At 71.7% G+C, this 18,907-nt stretch carries 17 protein-coding genes; 9 read left to right on the top strand and 8 right to left on the bottom strand.

Annotated features, from left to right (window positions below; genetic code table 11):
• Window positions 1-147: 147 nt before the first annotated feature.
• The 7 genes from fliF to DK412_RS19975 all read left to right on the top strand — a co-directional run bounded on the left by fliF (window position 148) and on the right by DK412_RS19975 (window position 8,419).
• Window positions 148-1,851: a flagellar basal-body MS-ring/collar protein FliF gene (gene fliF, locus DK412_RS20005; RefSeq protein WP_109973377.1), complete on the top strand. Its 1,704-nt coding sequence runs from the start codon at window positions 148-150 to the stop codon at window positions 1,849-1,851.
• Window positions 1,851-2,753 carry a hypothetical protein gene (locus tag DK412_RS20000; RefSeq protein ID WP_109973376.1) on the top strand — a complete coding sequence of 301 codons (903 nt, stop codon included), beginning with the start codon at window positions 1,851-1,853 and terminating at the stop codon, window positions 2,751-2,753. The genes fliF and DK412_RS20000 overlap by 1 nt, the downstream gene beginning before the upstream one ends.
• A gap of 1 nt (window position 2,754) precedes the next feature.
• A complete protein-coding gene (locus DK412_RS19995) occupies window positions 2,755-4,098 on the top strand; it encodes a MotB family protein (RefSeq protein ID WP_109973375.1) in 1,344 nt (447 codons plus the stop codon).
• Entirely contained in the window at window positions 4,095-5,420 is a 1,326-nt protein-coding gene (locus DK412_RS19990) for a chemotaxis protein MotC (RefSeq protein ID WP_109973374.1), read from the top strand. The genes DK412_RS19995 and DK412_RS19990 overlap by 4 nt, the downstream gene beginning before the upstream one ends.
• A complete protein-coding gene (locus DK412_RS19985; protein ID WP_109973373.1) occupies window positions 5,417-6,592 on the top strand; it encodes a hypothetical protein in 1,176 nt (391 codons plus the stop codon). The genes DK412_RS19990 and DK412_RS19985 overlap by 4 nt, the downstream gene beginning before the upstream one ends.
• A 677-nt stretch (window positions 6,593-7,269) precedes the next feature.
• The gene (locus DK412_RS31105; protein ID WP_245447117.1) at window positions 7,270-7,863 is read left to right on the top strand and encodes a flagellar hook-length control protein FliK; all 594 of its coding nucleotides are present in this window, start codon (window positions 7,270-7,272) and stop codon (window positions 7,861-7,863) included.
• The gene (locus DK412_RS19975) at window positions 7,817-8,419 is read left to right on the top strand and encodes a transglycosylase SLT domain-containing protein (protein WP_109973371.1); all 603 of its coding nucleotides are present in this window, start codon (window positions 7,817-7,819) and stop codon (window positions 8,417-8,419) included. Before DK412_RS31105 ends, DK412_RS19975 begins: the two co-directional genes overlap by 47 nt.
• Before the next feature lie 77 nt (window positions 8,420-8,496).
• Here DK412_RS19975 and DK412_RS19970 read toward each other — a convergent pair whose 3' ends face one another.
• The 8 genes from DK412_RS19970 to motA form a co-directional block, all read right to left on the bottom strand.
• Complete coding sequence (locus tag DK412_RS19970) at window positions 8,497-9,237, bottom strand: response regulator transcription factor (RefSeq protein ID WP_109973370.1); 741 nt, start codon at window positions 9,235-9,237, stop codon at window positions 8,497-8,499.
• A 307-nt stretch (window positions 9,238-9,544) separates the two neighbouring features.
• Window positions 9,545-9,985, bottom strand: a complete 441-nt coding sequence (locus tag DK412_RS19965) for a hypothetical protein (protein ID WP_109973369.1) — start codon at window positions 9,983-9,985, stop codon at window positions 9,545-9,547.
• Window positions 9,982-11,046, bottom strand: a complete 1,065-nt coding sequence (locus DK412_RS19960; protein WP_109973368.1) for an EscU/YscU/HrcU family type III secretion system export apparatus switch protein — start codon at window positions 11,044-11,046, stop codon at window positions 9,982-9,984. Before DK412_RS19960 ends, DK412_RS19965 begins: the two co-directional genes overlap by 4 nt.
• 47 nt (window positions 11,047-11,093) lie before the next feature.
• Window positions 11,094-12,119, bottom strand: a complete 1,026-nt coding sequence (locus DK412_RS19955; RefSeq protein ID WP_245447114.1) for a flagellar motor switch protein FliG — start codon at window positions 12,117-12,119, stop codon at window positions 11,094-11,096.
• Window positions 12,120-12,136: 17 nt separating this feature from the next.
• The gene (gene fliN, locus DK412_RS19950; protein WP_093569834.1) at window positions 12,137-12,478 is read right to left on the bottom strand and encodes a flagellar motor switch protein FliN; all 342 of its coding nucleotides are present in this window, start codon (window positions 12,476-12,478) and stop codon (window positions 12,137-12,139) included.
• A gap of 410 nt (window positions 12,479-12,888) precedes the next feature.
• Window positions 12,889-13,182, bottom strand: a complete 294-nt coding sequence (locus tag DK412_RS19945) for a hypothetical protein (protein WP_109973366.1) — start codon at window positions 13,180-13,182, stop codon at window positions 12,889-12,891.
• A complete protein-coding gene (locus DK412_RS19940) occupies window positions 13,166-14,152 on the bottom strand; it encodes a FliM/FliN family flagellar motor switch protein (protein WP_109973365.1) in 987 nt (328 codons plus the stop codon). The genes DK412_RS19945 and DK412_RS19940 overlap by 17 nt, the downstream gene beginning before the upstream one ends.
• A gap of 76 nt (window positions 14,153-14,228) precedes the next feature.
• A complete protein-coding gene (motA, locus tag DK412_RS19935; protein WP_109973364.1) occupies window positions 14,229-15,101 on the bottom strand; it encodes a flagellar motor stator protein MotA in 873 nt (290 codons plus the stop codon).
• Window positions 15,102-15,577: 476 nt separating this feature from the next.
• On the opposite strand from motA, the gene DK412_RS19930 reads away from it, so the two are divergent.
• Window positions 15,578-16,921, top strand: coding sequence for a flagellin (locus DK412_RS19930; RefSeq protein ID WP_109973363.1), 1,344 nt, complete (start codon window positions 15,578-15,580; stop codon window positions 16,919-16,921).
• Window positions 16,922-17,483: 562 nt separating this feature from the next.
• On the top strand, window positions 17,484-18,827 hold the full coding sequence (locus DK412_RS31445) for a flagellin (protein ID WP_109973362.1): 1,344 nt from the start codon (window positions 17,484-17,486) through the stop codon (window positions 18,825-18,827).
• The last annotated feature ends 80 nt before the right edge of the window (window positions 18,828-18,907 follow it).

The raw sequence follows: 18,907 nt of genomic DNA, 5'->3' as shown, positions 1-18,907 counted from the left end.
ATGATAAGCATCATCAAAGACGTCAACCGGCTCCGCCGCCGGCGGGTGCGCCGGCGCACAAAGGGCCCGCAACCTCCGCACAAGGCAGGGGCGTCAAGAGAGCGATGAGGCAGTGTCGCCTGGGCTGGGACGGGATTGGCGAGAGAGATGTCCGGTCGCGAGCAAGCCGAGAGGCTGTGGAGCAACATCGTCGAGCTCGGGCCCCGGCGTCTCGCCGCCCTCGGGCTGATCGGGCTCGTGGTGTTCCTGGCGGTGGGCCTCGGCGCCTATTACCTGAGCCGCCCGGCGCAGGAGACGCTCTATACCGGCCTCTCGCGCGAGGACGTCGCCCGCATCGGCGGCGTGCTGAAGGATGCGGGCATCCGCTTCGACGTCAGCGCCGACGGCGGCGCCGTGATGGTGCCCTATGGCAATACCGCCCAGGCGCGGATGCTGCTCGCCGAGAAGGGCCTGCCGCAGAGCTCGAAGTCGGGCTACGAGTTGTTCAACGATCTCGGCTCGCTCGGCATGACCTCGTTCATGCAGGAGGTGACCCGGGTTCGCGCCCTCGAGGGCGAGATCGCCCGCACCATCCAGGGCATGAAGGGCGTGCGCGCCGCCCGCGTTCACATCGTGCTCCCCGAGCGCGGCTCGTTCCGGCGCGACCAGCAGCCGCCCTCCGCCTCCGTCGTGGTGCGCACCGAGCCCGCCGACGATCGCAGCGGGGCCCAGGCGATCCGCCAGCTCGTCGCCTCGGCGATTCCCGGCATGAGGCCCGACCGGGTCACGGTGATCGGCGCCGACGGCACCCTGCTCCTGTCGGGCGACGACGCCGGCCAGGCGCCGACCGGCCGGATGGCGAGCCTGGAGAAGGACGTCGGCCGCGAGGTGCAGGACCGGATCCGTCGGGCGCTCACCCCCTATCTCGGCCTCGGCAACTTCGAGGTCAGCGTCGCGGCCCAGCTCAACACCGACAAGACCTCGACCAACGAGACGATCTACAACCCCGACCAGCAGGTCGCCCGCTCGGTCCGCTCGGTGCGCGAGAACGAGAACAGCCAGAACCGCAACTCCCAGCGGCCGACGAGCGCGCAGCAGAACCTGCCCGACCAGCGCACCCGCTCGGACGGCAACGACACCGCCAGCAACGAGACCTCCAAGAAGGAGGACCTCACCAACTACGAGATCTCCCAGAAGGTGATCCAGACGGTGAGCGACGGCTACGCGATGAAGCAGCTCTCGGTGGCGGTGCTGGTCAACCGCTCGCGGCTCACGGCCGGGCAGCAGGGCCAGGAGGGCAACGCGGCCAACGCAGCCAACATCGAGAAGCAGATCGCCGAGATCGAGCAGATCGTCGCCTCGGCAGCCGGCACCAGCAAGGAGCGCGGCGACACGGTCAAGGTCGCGGCGGTGAGCTTCATCAACGACGGCCAGGCCCTCGAGCCGGTGCCGCCGCTCAGCATCGCCGACGTGATGGTGCGCCAGTCCGCGACCCTCATCAACGCGGCCACCATCCTGGTGGTGGCGGGCCTCCTGATCTGGTTCGGCCTGCGCCCGGCTCTCCGCGCCATCCTGGCGGTGCCGGAGGCGGCCCAGACCGAGATGGCGGCCCTCGAGGCCGCGGGCGCCGCCGCCGCCCTGCCGGGCGCCGCGATGGCCGAGGCCGGCGCCCTGCCGGCACCGGACGCCGTCCCGGGCCAGCCGGCGCTCGCCGGCCCCGAGGGGATGTCCGCCATGGCGAGCCTCATCGAGGACATGGCCGAGAAGGCGAGGAACTCGCCGCAGAAGCGCCTGGAGCAGATGATCGACGTCGACGAGGAGCAGGTCGCCGCCATCCTCAAGCGCTGGCTGCTGCGTGAGGAGCCGGCGTGATGGATGCGGTGATCGCCCGCTACCTGCCGGAAATCGCCTCCGGCCCGGTGCCGCCCCAGCCAGCGGCGGCTCAGGCCCCCGCGGCCCGCGGCGGCCCCTCTCCCGATAGGCCGTCCTTCGACAATCCGTCCTTCGACAATCCCTGGGCCGGCCTCGCCCGGGCCCCGCGCGCGCCGCTCCCGGTTCCCGAGACGCCGGACGCGATCCGGATCGAGCCCGCCCGGGCCGACGGCCCGCCCGAAGGCCCGCTCGACGCCGCGCGCGCGGAGTGGCTCGAAGGCCTGCTGCCCCGCGCCGCGACCCCGCCGGTGCCCGCGCCGCTCGCCGAGGCCGCCATCGCCGCCTCGCCCCTGGTGAAGCCGCCCGCGGCCAAGCGCGAGACGCCGGAGGAGCGCGCCGCGCTCCTCGCCGCCGCCGAGGAGCGCGGCCGGCAGCAGGGCCTCGCCGAGGCCCGGGAGGAGGCCGCGGTCGCCCGCCTCCACGCGGCGCAAGCCGCGGAGGCCCGCCTCGCCGAGGCGCGCCGGCACTGGAGCGCGGCCGAGGCCGACGCCCTCGCCGACGGCTTCGCGGCGGCGCTCCGCGCCCTGGACGCGACTCTCTCCGACCGCATCGCCCGCCTGCTGGTGCCGGTGCTGACCGACGCCCTGCGCCGCCAGGCGGTGGCCGAGCTGAGCGGCGCGCTGGCGCGGCTGCTGGCCGAGCCGCAGGCCGCGCATGTGCGGGTGAGCGGGCCGGAGGACCTGCTGGCGGCTTTGGCCGAGCGCCTCGGGCCGCTCGCGGCCTCCGTGTCGTTCACGGCGGCCGAGACGGCGGAGGTGCAGGTGAGCGCCGACCAGACCGTGATCGATACCCAGCTCGGCGCCTGGACGCGCCTCATCGCGGCAGCGGTGGCGGAGACCTGAGATGTCCGAGGGCCATCAGGAAATCATCATCATCAAGCGCCACGGCGACCACGAGGACGGTCACCACGGCGGCGCCTGGAAGATCGCGCTCGCCGACTTCATGACCGCCATGATGGCTTTGTTCCTCGTGATGTGGCTGATCAACTCCACCAGCAAGGAGCAGAAGCAGACCATCGCCGAGTACTTCAACCCGGTGAAGCTCGCCGAGGTCACCCACGACAAGAAGGGGCTTCGCGATCCCCACGACACCCCTTCCGAGCCCGGCGCCGAGGGCGGCAAGGCCGAGGGCAAGGGCGGAGAGGGCAAGGGGGAGGGCAAGGGCGAGGGCAAGGCCGGCGACAAGGCGAGCGAGGCCGCCCCGGGGAGCCGGTCGCGGGAATCGGCCCTGTTCCAGGACCCTTACGCGGTGCTGGCGCGGCTTGCCGCCGAGTCCGAGCGCGCCGACACGGCGAGCTCCGACGCCGCGGCGGTCGAATCCGGCCAGCCCGGGATCAGCGGCGGCGACGCGGCGCGCGACCCCTTCGATCCGCTCTACTGGCAGGTCGAGCCGCTGCCGCGCCACCGCACCGAGCGGCCTGGCAAGGTCGGCACCGCGGTCACCGCCCCGTCCGAGAACCGCCTCGACGCCGCCGGCCAGGTCGCGTCCGCGGGCAAGCCCCGCGACCCGAAGGACGCGACGACCCGCGTCGCCTCGGCCGAGGACGGGCTGCCGCTCACGCCGCGGGATCTGTCCAAGGATTCCCCGAAGGATTCCGCGAAGGACGCCGTGAAGGCGGCCGCCCTCAAGGAGCCGGCGCCCAAGGACGCCGCGAAGGATCTCGCCAAGGACCCTGCCAAGGATCCGGCCAGGGAGGCCGGCAAGGACAAGGCCGCCGAGACCGCCGCGGTCGCCGCCATGAAGGCCGAGATCGCCAAGGCGGTGGCGCCGCTCTCGACCGGCGCGCCGATGCCGAAGGTCGAGGTGCGCCGCTCGGGCGAGGGCATCCTGATCAGCATCACCGACGAGATCGACTTCAGCATGTTCGGCATCGGCTCGGCGGAGCCGACCCCGAAGGTGGTGCGGGCGATCGAGAAGATCGCCAAGGTGATCAATTCCCGGCCCGGCCGCATCGTGGTCCGCGGCCACACCGACGGGCGGCCGTTCCGCTCCGAGTCCTACGACAACTGGCGCCTCTCGACCGCCCGGGCGCAGATGGCCTCCTACATGCTGGTGCGCGGCGGCGTCGACGACGCCCGCATCGAGCGCATCGAGGGCTACGCCGACCGCCAGCCGCGCAACCCCGCCGATCCGAAGGCGGCGGAGAACCGGCGCATCGAGATCCTGCTGCGGGGGCTGCCCGAATGAGCCGCCTCGCCCGCCTCGCGCTCGCCGGCATCCTCCTCGCGGCCGGGCTCGTCCCGGCGCAGGCCGGCGGGGACGGCCACGGCGGCGGCCACGCCGCGCCGGCGGCCGATGCGCATGGCGGCGATGCCGGCCATGGCGGGGGAGGGGACGGCCACGGCGGCCACGGCGCGCCGGCCAAACCCATCGAGCCGCTGCCGGTGGCGCCCCGCGGCCTGCCGGTCGAGCTGGTGCGCACGCTGCAGCTGCTCCAGGACCGGATCGCCCGCGGCTCGACGCAGGCCCACCTCGCCCAACGCCAGCTCCTCGGCCATATCGAGCAGCGCCTCGTCGCCCTCGATCCCGAGTCCTGGGCGGCGCCGGAGAACGTGCGGGCGGCCGTCGCCTTCGCGCTCGCCGGCGGCGGTCCCGGGGTGCTGCGGCGGATGCGCGAGACGGCCAAGGTGCCCGACGACCTCACCGCCCTGGTCCAGGGCGCGCTCGCCTACCTGGAGGGCCGCGAGCGCGAGGCTCGGTCGCTGCTCGGCCGCTACGATCCCCGCACCCAGCCCCCCGGCCTCGCCGGCCAGCTCGCCCTGACGCAGGCCGCGGTCGCTGTCCGCGAGGCGCCGCGCAAGGCGATCGAGCTCCTCGACCTCGCGCGGCTCCTGGCCCCCGGCACCCTGGTGGAGGAGGGGGCCCTGCGCCGCGAGATCTTCATCCACGCCCAGGGCGGGGACGCGACGCGCTTCGAGGCCCTGTCGATCCAGTACCTGCGGCGGTTCCGCCGCTCGGTCTATGCCGGCAATTTCCGCCAGCGCTTCGCCACGGCGCTGACCCGGCTCGACTTCGACAGCGACCGCGCCCGCGTCGCCCGCCTCGAGCGGATGCTCGACGAGATCGAGCCGGGCGAGCGGCGCGACCTCTACCTCCTGGTCGCCCGGGCCGGGCTGGACCAGGGCCGGCGCGAGACCGCGACCTTCGCGGCCGAGCGGGCCTTGAGCCTCGCCGGCCCCGACAGCGAGGCGGCCGCCCGGGCCCGGCTCTACCGCGCCGCCGCGCTGATCGTCGTCGACGGGCGCTACGAGGAGGGGCTCGAGTCGCTTCGCGCCGTGGACCGGGCCGGGCTCGACGCGGGCGACCGCGGCCTCCTCGACGCCGCGCTCTCCACCGCGGGCCAGATCCGGGGCGGCGCGCCGCCCGTGCCCGCCGCTCCCCCCGCGCCGCCGGCCGCCGAGGCCGCCCCGCCGGCCGGCCGGCACCAGATTCCCGAGGCCGCATCGATCGCCCGGGCGCGCGAAGCGCTCGCGCAGGTCGACCGGATGATCGACAGGACCGACCCGTGACTCCCCTCGACGCGATGCTGACGGGCCCGCGCCCGCGCCTCGACGGCGCGCGCAACCCCGGCGACCAGGCCCGTCCCGATGCCGGATCCGGCTTCGACGCCGTGCTCACCCAGTTCGAGAGCCGCGAGCGCCCCGAGCCCGCGTCCCCGCCCGACGCCGGGACGGAGACGGCGCCGCGCCCTGCGTCCCCTGGTGCCGCGTCCCCTGGTGCCGCGACGCTGGACACGCTGCTGGCCGGCGCGCTCCCGCGTGGGGGCGTCCGCCAGGGCGACGCGGATCTCGCCGCCCTGATGGAGCGGGCCGCCGGCCGGTCGCCCGCGCCGGGTCCTGCCGGGGCGACGCCGGCCGCGAGCCCACCGGGATCGGGTACCTCCTCTGGACCGCAAGGCGCCGCGTACGGATCGTCCGGCAGCCTGCCGGGAGCCGGGAGCGCCGCCGCGACCGCTTCCGTGCCCTCGCTCGCCGTCGCGATCCAAGCCCGCGCGGACGCGGCCCCCGCGACCACGGCCTCCTCGACCAAGGCCTCCTCGACCAAGGCCCTTCCGGCTGAGACGGCCGCCCCGCCGCGGGAGGCGGTGCCGCCACGCCTCGCAGGGCTGCGCCCGATCCCCGTCCCCGAGGCTACGGCCGCGAAGGCCGAGGTCTCAGCCGGTGCACCGGACGGGGAGGGCGAGGCCTCCGAGCCCGCGGCCGAGCCGGCGCCCGCCGACGAGGCCCCGCTCGCCGCCGTGCCGTGGCCGACGCGCGTCGATCCGGCGCTGGCATTCCCGCCTCCGGCCGCGCCGGCGGCCCCGGCTCCGATGAGTGCCGCGCCGCCGCAGACCCCCGGCCCTGCGGCCGGTCCGGCGGCAGGTCAGGCGACGGTGCCCGACGCCATGCCGAGGTCTGCCGTGGTCGTGATCGCGCAGGAGACCCATTTCGCGCCGGTCGCGGTCCGTCCGGCGCCTGCGACGGCCGTTCCCGCTGCCGCGCCGGCGATCGCCGCGCAACGCGATGCGACCGGTCCGGGGACCGCCCTGGCCGGGGGCGGCCGTCTCTTCCGCTTCCCACCCCGACGGGCGCGACGGCGCCTCGCCCGCAGCCGAGCGCCGCCGCGGCGACGTTCCCGGTGCCCGAGGCCGCCGGCCGTGCGGCTGCTGCCGGGTCCGGTGCGGTGCCGGCCGAGGCGCTGAACTCCGGCACCCCGGGCCCCGCCGCTCCGCCCGCCGGCCTGACCCTACCGCCGCGCGACCCCGTCTCGCCGATCTCGCCGGTGACCGCGACAGCCGCTCAGCCGGCGTCAGCGCCGCCCGGGACGTCCGCCGCGCCGGAGCCGGCTGCCCCCCTGCCGCAGCGCGAGACGGTGACGACTCCCTCGGCGACCGCGGCATCTGCGGCCCGGCCGGGGACGGCGGCGCCGGCCTCCGATCGTGGCGCCCCGACTCCCGGTGCGGCTCTCGGCGCTCCCGCGACCGCCCGGATGCCGGCCGGTCCCGGGCCTCAGCCGCGGACCGGCGACGCCGCCCCGACGGCTGGGCCGACCGCTCCGAGCGCGGCCGTGTCGGGCGCCGTCTCCCCGTCGGAGGTGAGACCGTCATCCGAGGCCAAGCCTGCGGTCGAGGGCAAGCCTCCGGTCGACGCGGGATTGTCGGTCGAAACGGCCTCTTCGGGCGAGGCGCGTCCTGCGATACCGTCTCAAGAGACCGGTTCCTTCCAGGAAGCCCGGTCCTCCCGGCAGCCCGGTCCCGCGCGCGACGCCAGGCCCGTCTCGGAGGCCAGGCTCCTGCCCGAAGCCAAGGCCTCGCAGGAGATCAGGACCGTCGGCCCGGCCACGCCCGGGGAGCGGCGGGCCGAGGATCTGGCGGCGGGCATGACCGCCCCGGTCCCGGCCGCCGAGGCGGCGCCGGTCCCGGCGGCCTTGCCGGCCGCCACCCTGCGGCAGATCGCGGACGCGGTGGCGACCGGGGCCGCCTCCCTGCCCGACCCCGCCTCGGTCCGGGCCGGTGCGGTCGCGGCGGCCTGGAGCGCCGCCGCCCAGACGGAGGGGCCGTTGCGGCTCCTGACCCTGCAGCTGCGTCCGGCCGAGCTCGGCCAGGTCCAGATCCGGATGCGGCTCCAGGACGGGCGCCTGGAGATGAGCCTGCGCGCCGAGCGCGAGGAGACCGCGGAACTCCTGCGGCGCGATGGGGGCCTCCTCACCGCCCTGGTGCGCGAGGCCGGCTACCAGCCGGATCTCGTCACCGTGCAGGCCGGCCGCCTGCCGGGCCAGACCGACGCCTCCCCGCAAGGGGGCGGCCAGGCGCTCCCGTCCTTCGCCGGCGGGCAGCAGCAGCATGGCGGCGCGAGCCCGGACCAGCCGGCCCGCCGCACCCCCGACGCGCCCGAGGAAGGCGGGCGCCGGAGCATGGAGCAGAGAGATGACGCGCATTCGGGCGATCGCGACCGCAGCGGCCTTTACCTGTAGCGCCGTCGCGGGCGCGCAGGCCGCCGCCACGGTGTCCGGCGCCGCCAGGGCGACGCTGCCGCCGACCGGCAACGTCTGCGAGCAGCAGATGGCGCAGGCCGCGGCGCGCCACGGCGTGCCGCTGGGCATGCTCTACGCCGTCGGGCTGACCGAGAGCGGCAACCGCGGCTCGCTGCAGCCCTACGCCATGAATATCGGCGGCAAGGCCTATTTCGGCGCGAGCGCCGCCGACGTGATCCGGCGTCTGGGGGAAGCGCAGGCCAGCGGCGTGCGCCTGGTCGATCTCGGCTGCATGCAGATCAACCACCATTACCACCGGGCGAAGTTCTCCTCGCTCGAGGCGATGATCGACCCGCGCCAGAACGTCGAGTACGCCACGATCTTCCTGAAGGAGCTCAAGGCCCGGGAGGGCAGCTGGACCCTGGCGGTGGCGCGCTACCACGCCGGCCCGAACAACAACCCGGCGCAGAAGCAGTATGTCTGCCGGGTGATCGCCAACATGGTGGCCTCCGGCTTCGGCCAGTGGACCCCGGGGGCCAAGACGTTCTGTCAGTGAAGACGTTCTGTCAGTGAAGACGTTCTGTCGATGAGGACGTTCCGCCGGCGGGGATCGTCCACGGGTGAGGCTTCGCCTCACCCGACGTAGGTGTAGCCGATGTAGCGCTTCGCCTCGATCGGGTCGTGGCCGAGGGCCTGCGCCAGCTTCTTGCGCAGCTTGCTGACGTGGCCCTCGACCACGCTCTCCTCGACGCCGTCGCTGTAGACGCCGTAGACGCCGTTGAAGAGCTGGGTCTTGGTCACCCGCCGGCCGCGGTTGCGCACCAGGAATTCCAGGATGTGGCGCTCGCGCCGGGGCAGCGAGAGGGGCACGCCGTCGATCTCGGGGTCGCGCCCGTCGAAGAACACCCGGAGCCGCTCGGGCCCCCGGGCCGGTGCCTGCCCGTCGCAGGCCAGGGCGGCATCGGAACCGGAAGCCTGGGAACCGGACGCCTGGAGACTCGCCGCCTGCTCCCCGTTGACCCGGCGCCAGATCGCCTCGGTCCGGGCCAGGATCTCGCGGACGTGGACGGGCTTGGGCAGCACGTCGTCGATGCCGGCGTCGAACAGCACCAGGGTCTGTTCCAGCGACCGCGAATCGGCCAACGCGATGATCGGGGCGCGGGATTGCCGGCGGATCGCGCTCGCGCAGCGGGCGCGCTCGTCGAAATCGCCCAGCAGGAAGCCCTGCACCGCGTCGAGATCGCTGCGGGACGCCGATTCGATCCAGCTCGTGAACTCTTCCGGCGAGAGCGAGAAGGATGATATTCCTTCCCGGTCGAACCCGGCCTTGAAGCCTGCATTCACCGATTTCCTGGCATCAACCAAGAAATACATCTGTCGTACCCTCATCGGCCCGGGCGGGTGGCGCAGCGGCACGCCGCCCCGACCTGTGCCCCATCTTCTACCCTCGGCGCCGAACCTTCGGCGAATCGGCGCGCGGTGCGCGCACGCCGATTCGAAACCCTTGGGTGTCTGATTTGCGCCGATCGAATTCATGTCCGCGCCGCGCCGGCCGGTCAATGACCGGCGCGCCGCAGCGGACCCCCTTCGCAGGGCTTTTTGTTAAGAATCGATCGGAGTGTGGATGCGGGGACGCGTTAGCCCGGCGTTAGCTCTACGCGAAGCGGCCCTCGACGCCGGCTCAGGAGAGCCGGGCATCCGACAGGGCGCGGGCGAAGGCGTCGAGGCGCAAGGGGGGGCCATCCTCCGCCAGGATGCGCTGGATCGCCACCCCGACGAAGCAGCCGTCGAGGACGAGCTTGAAGAACACCGTCACGGGCTTGGTGGCGAATTCCATGTCGAGCACCACCTGCATCGAGCGGCCCCAGTCGAGGCAGACGTCGGCGGCGTCGGCGTAGGTCAGCGTCGCGTGCTTGAAGAACGGCTCGGCGGAGGAGGCGACGAGGTCGGCGATGTTGCCGTGGCGCTCGCCCCGCACCCAGCCGATCAGCACGCTGCCGTCGAGCAGGCAGAACTCGGTGATGAAGTCGCGGAGCGCCGTCGCGAAGACCTCCTCGGCCGCCGCGATCACGTCCCGGGAGGGAATCCGGGCCTGCGCGAGATCGTGGTCGTGAGGGATCATCGTTGTCTCGCGAACAGGAAGAACAGGATCTGCGCGACCGCGCGGTAGAACTCCGCGGGGATCATCTGGTCGACTTGGACAGCATCGTACAGCGACCTTGCCAGAGGCTTGTCCTCGATCACCGGGATGCCCTTCTGCTCGGCGATCTCGCGGATGCGCAGGGCGATCAGGTCCTGGCCCTTGGCGAGCACGATCGGCGCCGGCCCTTCCGACGGCTCGTAGCGGAGCGCGATCGCGAAGTGGGTCGGGTTGGCGATGACCACGGTGGCGCGGTCGACCTGGCCGAGCATGCGCTTGCGGGTGCGGTCCAGGGCGAGCGAGCGCAGGCGCGCCTTGACGCTCGGATCGCCCTCGATCTGCTTGTGCTCGTCCTTGATCTCCTGGCGCGACATCTTGAGCGAGCGCTGCCAGCGCAGGCGCGCCCAGACGAGGTCGCCCGCGACGATCACGATGGTGGCGATGCTGACGGCCGAGACCAGGCGGATCGCGGTCGTCAGGATCAGCTCGGGGAGCTGGCTCGGGTCGACGAACATGGCACTCACGGCTTTGCCCTGTTCCGAGCGCAGGAGCAGGAGGACGACGAGACTGACCGAGGAGACTTTAAGGACGGCTTTCAGGAACTCGACCTGGCCGGAGCGGCCGAAGATGCGGCCCCAGCCCGAGGCCGGGGAGATGCGGTTCCATTTCGGGGCGATCCGGTCGGCGACGAGGCTCGGGACGTTCTGGGCGAGGGAGGCGACGAGCCCGAACCCGATCAGCACCAGCAGGATCGGGGTCAGGAAGCGGGCAAGCGCTCCGCCGGTGGCGTGCATCAGGGTCAGGGCGTCCTCGGCGCCGCCGAGGGCGAACCCGCCCGGATGGTCGAGGAACGAGGACAGGTCCCGGGCGAGCGCCGCCGCCCGGTCCCGCACCACCAGGCTCAAGGACACCAGGAGTCCGAGGATCGAGGCGAAGACCGGCGCCTCGCGGGAGAACGGCACGTCGCCCTTCTCGATCGCGTCGCGCACCTTCCGCTCGGTGGCGGCCTCGGTCTTGCTCTCCTGGTCGGTCTCCTCAGCCATGCGCGGACGCGCGGGCGATCAGCCCCGCCCCGCTCATCGCTCGCCGCTCAGCGGATGAGGGCCTCATCCTCGCCTCCCGGGTTGATCTCGATCTCGCCGCGGCCCGCCATGTCCATGGCGAGGTCGGTGATGGTGCGGCGCGCCTCCATCACGTCGCGCTGGGCGGCCGGCTCGCCGCCGTTGAGCTCGTGCTCGACCATGCGGCGCACGCGGGCCGACAGCGCGCTCAGCACCACCGTGCGGAACTCCGCGTCGGTGCCCTTCAGCGCCAGCACCAGGCGGTCGTTGGGCACCGCGTCGAACAGGGTGGTGCGCGCGCGCGGCGCCAGCTTGACGATGTCGTCGAAGGTGAAGAGCAGGCCCTTGAGGATCTCGACCGATTTCGGCCGCGAATCGGCGAGGCTGTGGAGCGCCTCGTCCATCTGCTGGCGGTCCATCTTGTTGATGATGTCGGCCATCTTGGCGTGGGTGTCGGCGCCGGAATTGCGCGAGCCGTTGACCAGGAAGTCCTCGTGCAGGGCGCGCTCGACCGCCTGCATCACGTCGTCGGTCACCGGCTTGAAGGTCAGCATCCGCCGCATCACGGTGTTGCGCACCGGCAGCGGCAGGTGTCCCATCACCTTGGCGGCGACGGCGGGCTTGACCTTCGACAGGATCAGGGCGGCGGTCTGCGGGTGCTCCTTGACGAGGTAGCTCGCCAGCACGCTCTCCGACACCGTCGCCATGCGCTCCCAGACCGAGCGGTTGGCGTTGCCGCGCACCTCGGCCAGGATGTCGGCGACCTGGTCGGCCGGGAGCAGGCCGGTGAGGAGCTTCTCGACCTCCTGCACCGTGCCGACGAGGCTCGCGCCGCTGGCGAACTCCTCGGCGAAGCTCTCGACCACGGTGTCGACCTGGTCGGGGCTCACCGCACCGAGCCGCGAGGCCGAGTGGGTGATCCGCTTGATCTCGTCCGGCTCGAAATACTTCAGCAGGCGCCCCGCCGCGGGCTTGCCCATGGCCAGGAGCAGGGTCGCGACCTGGTCGACGGGTGCGAGCTGCCGCGAGGCGCTGCGCAGGGCCGGAGGGGACACCGAGACGTTCACGCGGGTCAGCCGTTCTGTGCGGCGTCGGCCGGGCCGACCACCTCGGTCAGCGAGACGCCGAAGCGGGAATTGTCCTCCTCGACGATGACGATCTCGCCCCGGGCGATCACCCGGCCGTTGACCATCACGTCGACCGGCTCGCCGACCCGGTGGTCGAGGGGCACGACGGCGCCGCGGCCGAGCTTCATCAGGTTGGCGACCGGCATGGTGGCCGAGCCGAGCACGACCTGCACCAGGACCGGGATGCGCAGGATCGAATCGAGGTTGCGTCCGTCCTCGGCTGCTGGCGAGCCTTGGTTCGGGAAGGCGGCGCTGGCGCCGGCATCGGGGAAGGGGCTCGTGCTCATCGCGGGCTCGCGTGGAAGTCTCGAAATGTCCCCGACAGGTCTAGGCGCTCAAGCTGATCCGAGGCTTGCGGCGCATGCTTGCGGCCGGGTGTGGTGGCGTCATTCGGCTCGGCTTCATCCGTCGTGCCTTCCGGCGCGACGCAGTCTCGCGTGGAATCGATACCGGACCGTGCAGGGGATGGGTCGAAAGCGATGCTCCGGAGGCGCGTCCGAACGCGTTGCGCACGGCACACGCCCATGGCAATCGGCCGGATCCGAGAGGACACTTCGCCTCGTGCAAGCTCGCCGTTTCCCGGACGACGGCAGCGAAACGGAAGGAGATCCGGGAAAGGGGGAGCTTATAAGGACGGGCCCGCTCCTCCGGTCAGCGATCGCCGTCGCGGACCGGGCGCGTTCCACCCGGTCGCCGCCTACCGCCGTCCCTCGGCCCGGGCCGCCTCGCGCCGGCCGGCCTCGAGGGCGTCGAGCGTCGCCTTCGCCTCGTCGATCTTGGCGCTCAGCGCCTCCAGCACCGCCCGGCCCTCGCCGGTGAAGCTGCGCACCGCCTCGCCGGCGCTGGCGAGCGCGTGGCCGGAGGCCGCGACCGCGCGCCCGTACTCGGCCTGGGCGCGGTCGAGGCGCTTGAGCTTCAGGTAGAGCGGCAGCACGCAGGCATTGGTGCCGACGAGGGCGGCGAGCAGCACTCCGTCAACCAGCGACACCATGCTCCGCTCCCTCCTTGTCCTGATTGATGGCCTCGTCGATCCGCAGGACGTAGGCCCCCTGAGACTGCCCGGCCTGACACCAGAACAGCGGCTTGTCGTTGCCCTCGAGCTTGATCCGCGTCGCCGGTGTGGCATCGAGGGCGATCACCTGGCCGACCTTCAGCCCGGCGATCTCGCCGAGCGTCAGGTGGCGCTCCTCCAGGACGGCGCGCAGGTGCACCGTGGTCTTCTGCACCTCGGCGGCGATCTGGCTCGTCCAGCGCGGGTCGCGGCGGGTGCTGGTCTCGCCGGTCAGCACCTTGGCGAGGCTCGGGCGCAGCGGGTTGAGGACCGATTGCGGGAGGATGAGGAACATCTCGCCGCCGCGGCTGAGCCCCTGGATCAGGAACTTGGCCTGGATCGCCTTGTTGCTGCGCCGGCCGATCACCGCGAATTCCATCCGGGTCTCGGTGCGCTCGAGGTGGAACGCCGTCTTCGAGACGAGGCCGAACGAGGATTCGAGCGCCCGGCCGACCTGCTCCAGGATCATGTGGGCGATGCGCAGCTCGATCGCCGAGAAGGCGCGCTCGTCGTCGACCGGCTGCTCGGTGCCGTCGGCGCCGAACAGCACCTCCACCATGGTGAAGACGAAGTCGCGGTCGAGCCCGACCAGGATGTGGCCGTCCCAGGCCGGGGCGCTGAAGATCCCCACCACCGCCTTCGCGTCGTAGACGTCGAGGAGCTCGCCGAAGCGCCCGCTCTCGACGCCGTTCAGGGAGTACAGGACCGACGAGGCGGCGAGGTGCTTGAGGCTGTCGCCGCAGGCGGTGGCCAGGCGGTCGAAGATGAGCTGCAGCATCGGCAGCCGGTCCAGGGAGAGGCCGGCGGCCTCCTGGATGCGGGCGCGGATGTCGGCGGGGCTCCGGAGGATCGCCGGGTCGGAGGGGCCGGGCGTGGAGCCGGGGAGGGGGCCGGTCGCGGGTTCGGTCATGGATCGGAGTGTCCCGGCTCTCGTCAGGCCGCGTCTCGGGGAGTCTGCATCAGGCCGTTTCGCGGTCGGTCCATGGTCAGGCCGCTTCGCGGTTCTGGGCGCCCGGCACGGTGGCGGCCTCGACCTCGTCGATGGTCGGGCGGTCGGGCGCGGCGATGCCCTTGCGGCCGTGCTCGATCGCCACCTGCGGCAGGGCGCCGTTCATGTAGGCGATCAGGCTCTGCTTCACGATGGTGTAGACCGAGCACTGCTTCTCGCGCACGCCCTTCACCTTGATGGCGAGCGGCGCCAGCACGCCGTAGGAGGCGAACACCCCGAAGAACGTGCCGACGAGCGCCGCGCCGATGAGGCCGCCGAGGATCTGCGGCGACTGGTCGAGCGCGCCCATCGCCTTCACGATGCCGAGCACCGCCGCGACGATCCCGAGCGCCGGCAGCGCCTCCGCCACCGTGTTGATCGCCGCGTAGGGCTTGAGCGCGTACTTCTTGTGCGTGCCGATCTCCTCCTCCATCAGCGCCTCGATCTCGTGCGAGCGGGCGCCGCCGATCAGGATCAGCCGGCAATAATCGCAGATGAACAGGACGAGGCCCTGGTCCTTCACCACATCGGGATAGTTCTTGAAGATCTCGGAATTCCCGGGATCGTCGAAATGGGTCTCGACCTCGTTGCGCGGCTTGGTCTTGATCTCGCGCAGGAGGGCGTGGATCAGGCCGAGCAGGGACAGGAAGTCCTTGCGCTTCGGGCCCTTGCCGGTGAACGCCTCCATGGTCGCCTTGCCGGAATCGACCACCGTCTTCATCGGGTTGGCGATCACGAAGGTGCCGGCCGCCATGCCGCCGATGATGACGAACTCCCAGGGCTGCCAGATCACGATCAGGTGGCCGCCCATGGCCACGAAGCCGCCGAGCATGCAGCCGATGGCGATGAGCAGGCCGACGAGGATTCCCATTTCCCGCAACGCTCCGTCTTGATGACATACGGCTCTAAGGCCGGTGGCTTGCGCGGGGCTTTTTGGGACAATCGGCCGTGAGGCCCGGGCTCCCGGCCGCGGATTCCCACCGCCGCGGCAGCGGGGATTCAGCTTGAGTCTATCGCGCCTTATCCCAGTGTTTCCGGGTTTTCCCCAGGCGTCTCGCGGGGCTAGGAGCGACTTAAGCGCTTGATAAGGCGGGGATCGCGATAGTCCTCCCTGTCGCCGGGGCCCACAAAGACCACGGCGACAGGTTCAGCGGAGGGCTTCGCCGGCCCTAGACATGATGTCGACCCGCTGACCCCGGTGAGAAGCCGGATGTGTTGAAAGCTCAGACGGTGAGGTGACGGTCCGCGGGCTGATGAAGCCCGCGGACCCAGCCGGGCCGCTCTGCACCGGTACGAGCCCGGACTCCTGCACATTCCCGCCACCGCGCAACACCGGAACCATCAGCCGTGACCAGCCTCCTGACCAACACCGCCGCGATGACGGCGCTGACCACGCTCAAGTCCATCAGCCAGAACCTCGACACGACCAGCAACCGCGTCTCCACCGGCCAGCGCGTGGCGTCGGCCGCGGACAACGCCGCCTACTGGTCGATCGCCACCACGGTCCGTACCGACAACGCCTCGCTGGGCGCGGTCAAGGACGCGCTCGGCCTCGGCTCCTCGGCCGTCGACACCGCGTATAACGGCGTCAACAACATCATCACCAGCCTCCAGAACATCCGCACCAAGCTGCAGACCGCGCTGCAGCCGGGCGTCGACCGCTCGAAGGTCCAGTCCGAGATCGCCGCCATCCAGAACCAGATGAAGGCCATCGCCGACTCGTCGGTGTCGAGCGGCCAGAACTGGCTCTCGGTCGACTCTGCCGACACGACCAGCTACAGCGCCACCAAGTCGGTGATCGCCGGCTTCTCGCGCGGCACGAACGGCAACATCTCCTTCTCGACCGTCGACATCTCGGTCTCGACCATCCGCCTCTACGACAAGAACACCGGCGGCACCCCGGCGACGACCGCCAAGACGACGGGTTCCGCGGCGCTCGCGGCCACGATGGACTTCAGCGGCTCGAACCTCGCGACCTTCTCGCTCAACGTGAATGGCTCGGGCGCGGACACGATCACGCTGAACGCCACGTCCCTGGCCTCGGCCGCGGGCAACATCGCCGCGGTCACGCGCCAGGAACTGGTGAATGCGATCAACAACCAGATCGCGGCGACGACGAACAGCAAGAACAAGGTCCTTGCCAGCCTGGACAGCTCGAACCGCCTGGTCTTCGAGACGGCCGGTGCCCCCGCCACCTCCACCGGCACGGGCGCCACGATCTCCGTGACGATGGCGGCCAACCCGACCGTCAGCCTCGGGTACGGCTCCGGTGCCACGCCCGCGGCGGTGACGGCGGCCGGCACCGCCGCCGGCGCGAGCGCGGGTGGCGGCATCCTCGACACGGGCGGCGCGAACGCCGTGACCTCGATCAAGACCTTCAACACCGCCACCGGCGTGGCGACGGATGACGCGACCATCGGGAACTACATCAACGTGATCGAGGCGGCGATCGCGAAGGTGACCGATGCGGGCACCAAGCTCGGCGCCAGCAAGACGCAGATCGACGGGCAGAAGAACTTCGTCGACACTCTGATGAAGTCCAACGACCGGACGATCGGCACGCTGGTGGACGCGGACATCGAGGAGGAGTCGACGAAGCTCAAGGCGCTGCAGACGCAGCAGCAGCTGGCGGTCCAGGCGCTCTCCATCGCCAACTCGTCGAGCCAGAACGTCCTCTCGCTCTTCCGCTAAGCGACGTGCCCGGCGGCAGGCCGGGCGCTCTGGACGGACAACAAGGCCGCGCCCGGTATCGGGCGCGGCCTTCGTCGTCTTCAAGATCCTTCGGCTCCGCGTCGGTGGCTGCGGGCCCGCTTCGTCGCCGGCGCCTGCCCGTCGGAGCCGCGACCAAGGTCCAGGCGAACGGCCCGAAGCGCAGGCCGGCGCCACATCGCGAAAGCCCGCGCGAATCATCGGCACGGTCCGAAGCCAGACGTCCTGCGCACGATTCGAGCCGGTTCCAGATCCGGACTGGCGGGGGCGTTTAACCTTAATCACCTGCTAAGTGGTTCTCGCCATTATGAGGTCATCGGCAGCGGCGCTCCCCGGCGGGGAACGCGATGTCGGTGAGAGCTTCCAGCGGCCGGGACACGTCCCGGAGACATGACGTCGCCCCGCTGCGCCGGTGAAAGTCCGGATGTCCAACGCGCAGCGAGAGTCCGCTCCCGGGGTTCACGGTCCGTCACGGCGACCCTGCCCCAGCGCGCCCCCGGAAATGGACCTCACCCTCGGCTCATCGTCCCGGAAAGCCCGATTCATGACCAGCCTCCTGACCAACACCGCCGCGATGACGGCGCTGACTACGCTCAAGCAGATCGGCCAGAACCTCGACACGACCAGCAACCGCGTCTCCACCGGCCAGCGAGTCACGTCGGCCGCGGACAACGCCGCCTACTGGTCGATCGCCACCACGGTCCGCACCGACAACGCCTCGCTGGGCGCGGTCAAGGACGCGCTCGGCCTCGGCTCCTCGGCCGTCGACACCGCGTATAACGGCGTCAACAGCATCATCACCAGCCTCCAGAACATCCGCACCAAGCTGCAGACCGCGCTGCAGCCGGGCGTCGACCGCTCGAAGGTCCAGACCGAGATCGCCGCCATCCAGAACCAGATGAAGGCCATCGCCGACTCGTCGGTGTCGAGCGGCCAGAACTGGCTCTCGGTCGACTCCTCAGACACGACCACGTACAGCGCCACCAAGTCGGTGATCGCCGGCTTCTCGCGCGGCACGAACGGCAACATCTCCTTCTCAACCGTCGACATCTCGGTCGCGACCATCCGCCTCTACGACAAGAACACCGGCGGCACCCCGGCGACGACCGCCAAGACGACGGGTTCCACGGCGCTCTCGGGCACGATGGACTTCAGCGGCTCGAACCTCGCGACCTTCTCGCTCAACGTGAATGGCTCGGGCGCGGACACGATCACGCTGAACGCCACGTCCCTGGCCTCGGCCGCGGGCAACATCGCCGCGGTCACGCGCCAGGAACTGGTGAATGCGATCAACAACCAGATCGCGGCGACGACGAACAGCAAGAACAAGATCCTTGCCAGCCTGGACAGCTCGAACCGCCTGGTCTTCGAGACGGCCGGTGCTCCCGCCACCTCCACCGGCACGGGCGCCACGATCTCCGTGACGATGGCGGCCAACCCGACCGTCAACATCGGGTACGGCTCCGGTGCCACGCCCACGGCGGTGACGGCGGCCGGCACCGCCGCCGGCGCGAGCGCGGGTGGCGGCGTCCTCGACACGGGCGGCGCGAACGCCGTGACCTCGATCAAGACCTTCAACACCGCCACCGGCGTGGCGACGGATGACGCGACCATCGGGAACTACATCAACGTGATCGAGGCGGCGATCGCGAAGGTGACCGATGCGGGCACCAAGCTCGGCGCCAGCAAGACGCAGATCGACGGCCAGAAGAACTTCGTCGACACGCTGATGAAGGTGAACGACCGGACGATCGGCACGCTGGTGGACGCGGATATCGAGGAGGAGTCGACGAAGCTGAAGGCGCTGCAGACGCAGCAGCAGCTGGCGGTTCAGGCGCTGTCGATCGCCAACTCGTCGAGCCAGAACGTCCTCTCGCTCTTCCGCTAAGCGGGGGAGGGCGGTCCCCCCTCCCGGGGACCGCCGGCACGATCGAACGAGAAGAGCCGCCCGCGACCGTCAGGGTCGCG

The sequence above is a fragment of the Methylobacterium sp. 17Sr1-1 genome (assembly GCF_003173775.1).
Classification (GTDB): Bacteria; Pseudomonadota; Alphaproteobacteria; order Rhizobiales; family Beijerinckiaceae; genus Methylobacterium.
Note: the sequence above shows the minus strand (reverse complement) of the source record. Positions and strands in the feature narration are given on the sequence as shown.

Bases quoted from the DNA above. Each gene is read 5' to 3' on its own strand.
- fliF (WP_109973377.1), top strand. From the start codon at position 148: ATGTCCGGTCGCGAGCAAGCCGAGAGGCTGTGGAGCAACATCGTCGAG.
- DK412_RS20000 (WP_109973376.1), top strand. From the start codon at position 1,851: ATGGATGCGGTGATCGCCCGCTACCTGCCGGAAATCGCCTCCGGCCCG.
- DK412_RS19995 (WP_109973375.1), top strand. From the start codon at position 2,755: ATGTCCGAGGGCCATCAGGAAATCATCATCATCAAGCGCCACGGCGAC.
- DK412_RS19990 (WP_109973374.1), top strand. From the start codon at position 4,095: ATGAGCCGCCTCGCCCGCCTCGCGCTCGCCGGCATCCTCCTCGCGGCC.
- DK412_RS31105 (WP_245447117.1), top strand. From the start codon at position 7,270: ATGACCGCCCCGGTCCCGGCCGCCGAGGCGGCGCCGGTCCCGGCGGCC.
- DK412_RS19975 (WP_109973371.1), top strand. From the start codon at position 7,817: ATGACGCGCATTCGGGCGATCGCGACCGCAGCGGCCTTTACCTGTAGC.
- DK412_RS19970 (WP_109973370.1), bottom strand. From the start codon at position 9,237: ATGTATTTCTTGGTTGATGCCAGGAAATCGGTGAATGCAGGCTTCAAG.
- DK412_RS19965 (WP_109973369.1), bottom strand. From the start codon at position 9,985: ATGATCCCTCACGACCACGATCTCGCGCAGGCCCGGATTCCCTCCCGG.
- DK412_RS19960 (WP_109973368.1), bottom strand. From the start codon at position 11,046: ATGGCTGAGGAGACCGACCAGGAGAGCAAGACCGAGGCCGCCACCGAG.
- fliN (WP_093569834.1), bottom strand. From the start codon at position 12,478: ATGAGCACGAGCCCCTTCCCCGATGCCGGCGCCAGCGCCGCCTTCCCG.
- DK412_RS19945 (WP_109973366.1), bottom strand. From the start codon at position 13,182: ATGGTGTCGCTGGTTGACGGAGTGCTGCTCGCCGCCCTCGTCGGCACC.
- DK412_RS19940 (WP_109973365.1), bottom strand. From the start codon at position 14,152: ATGACCGAACCCGCGACCGGCCCCCTCCCCGGCTCCACGCCCGGCCCC.
- motA (WP_109973364.1), bottom strand. From the start codon at position 15,101: ATGGGAATCCTCGTCGGCCTGCTCATCGCCATCGGCTGCATGCTCGGC.
- DK412_RS31445 (WP_109973362.1), top strand. From the start codon at position 17,484: ATGACCAGCCTCCTGACCAACACCGCCGCGATGACGGCGCTGACTACG.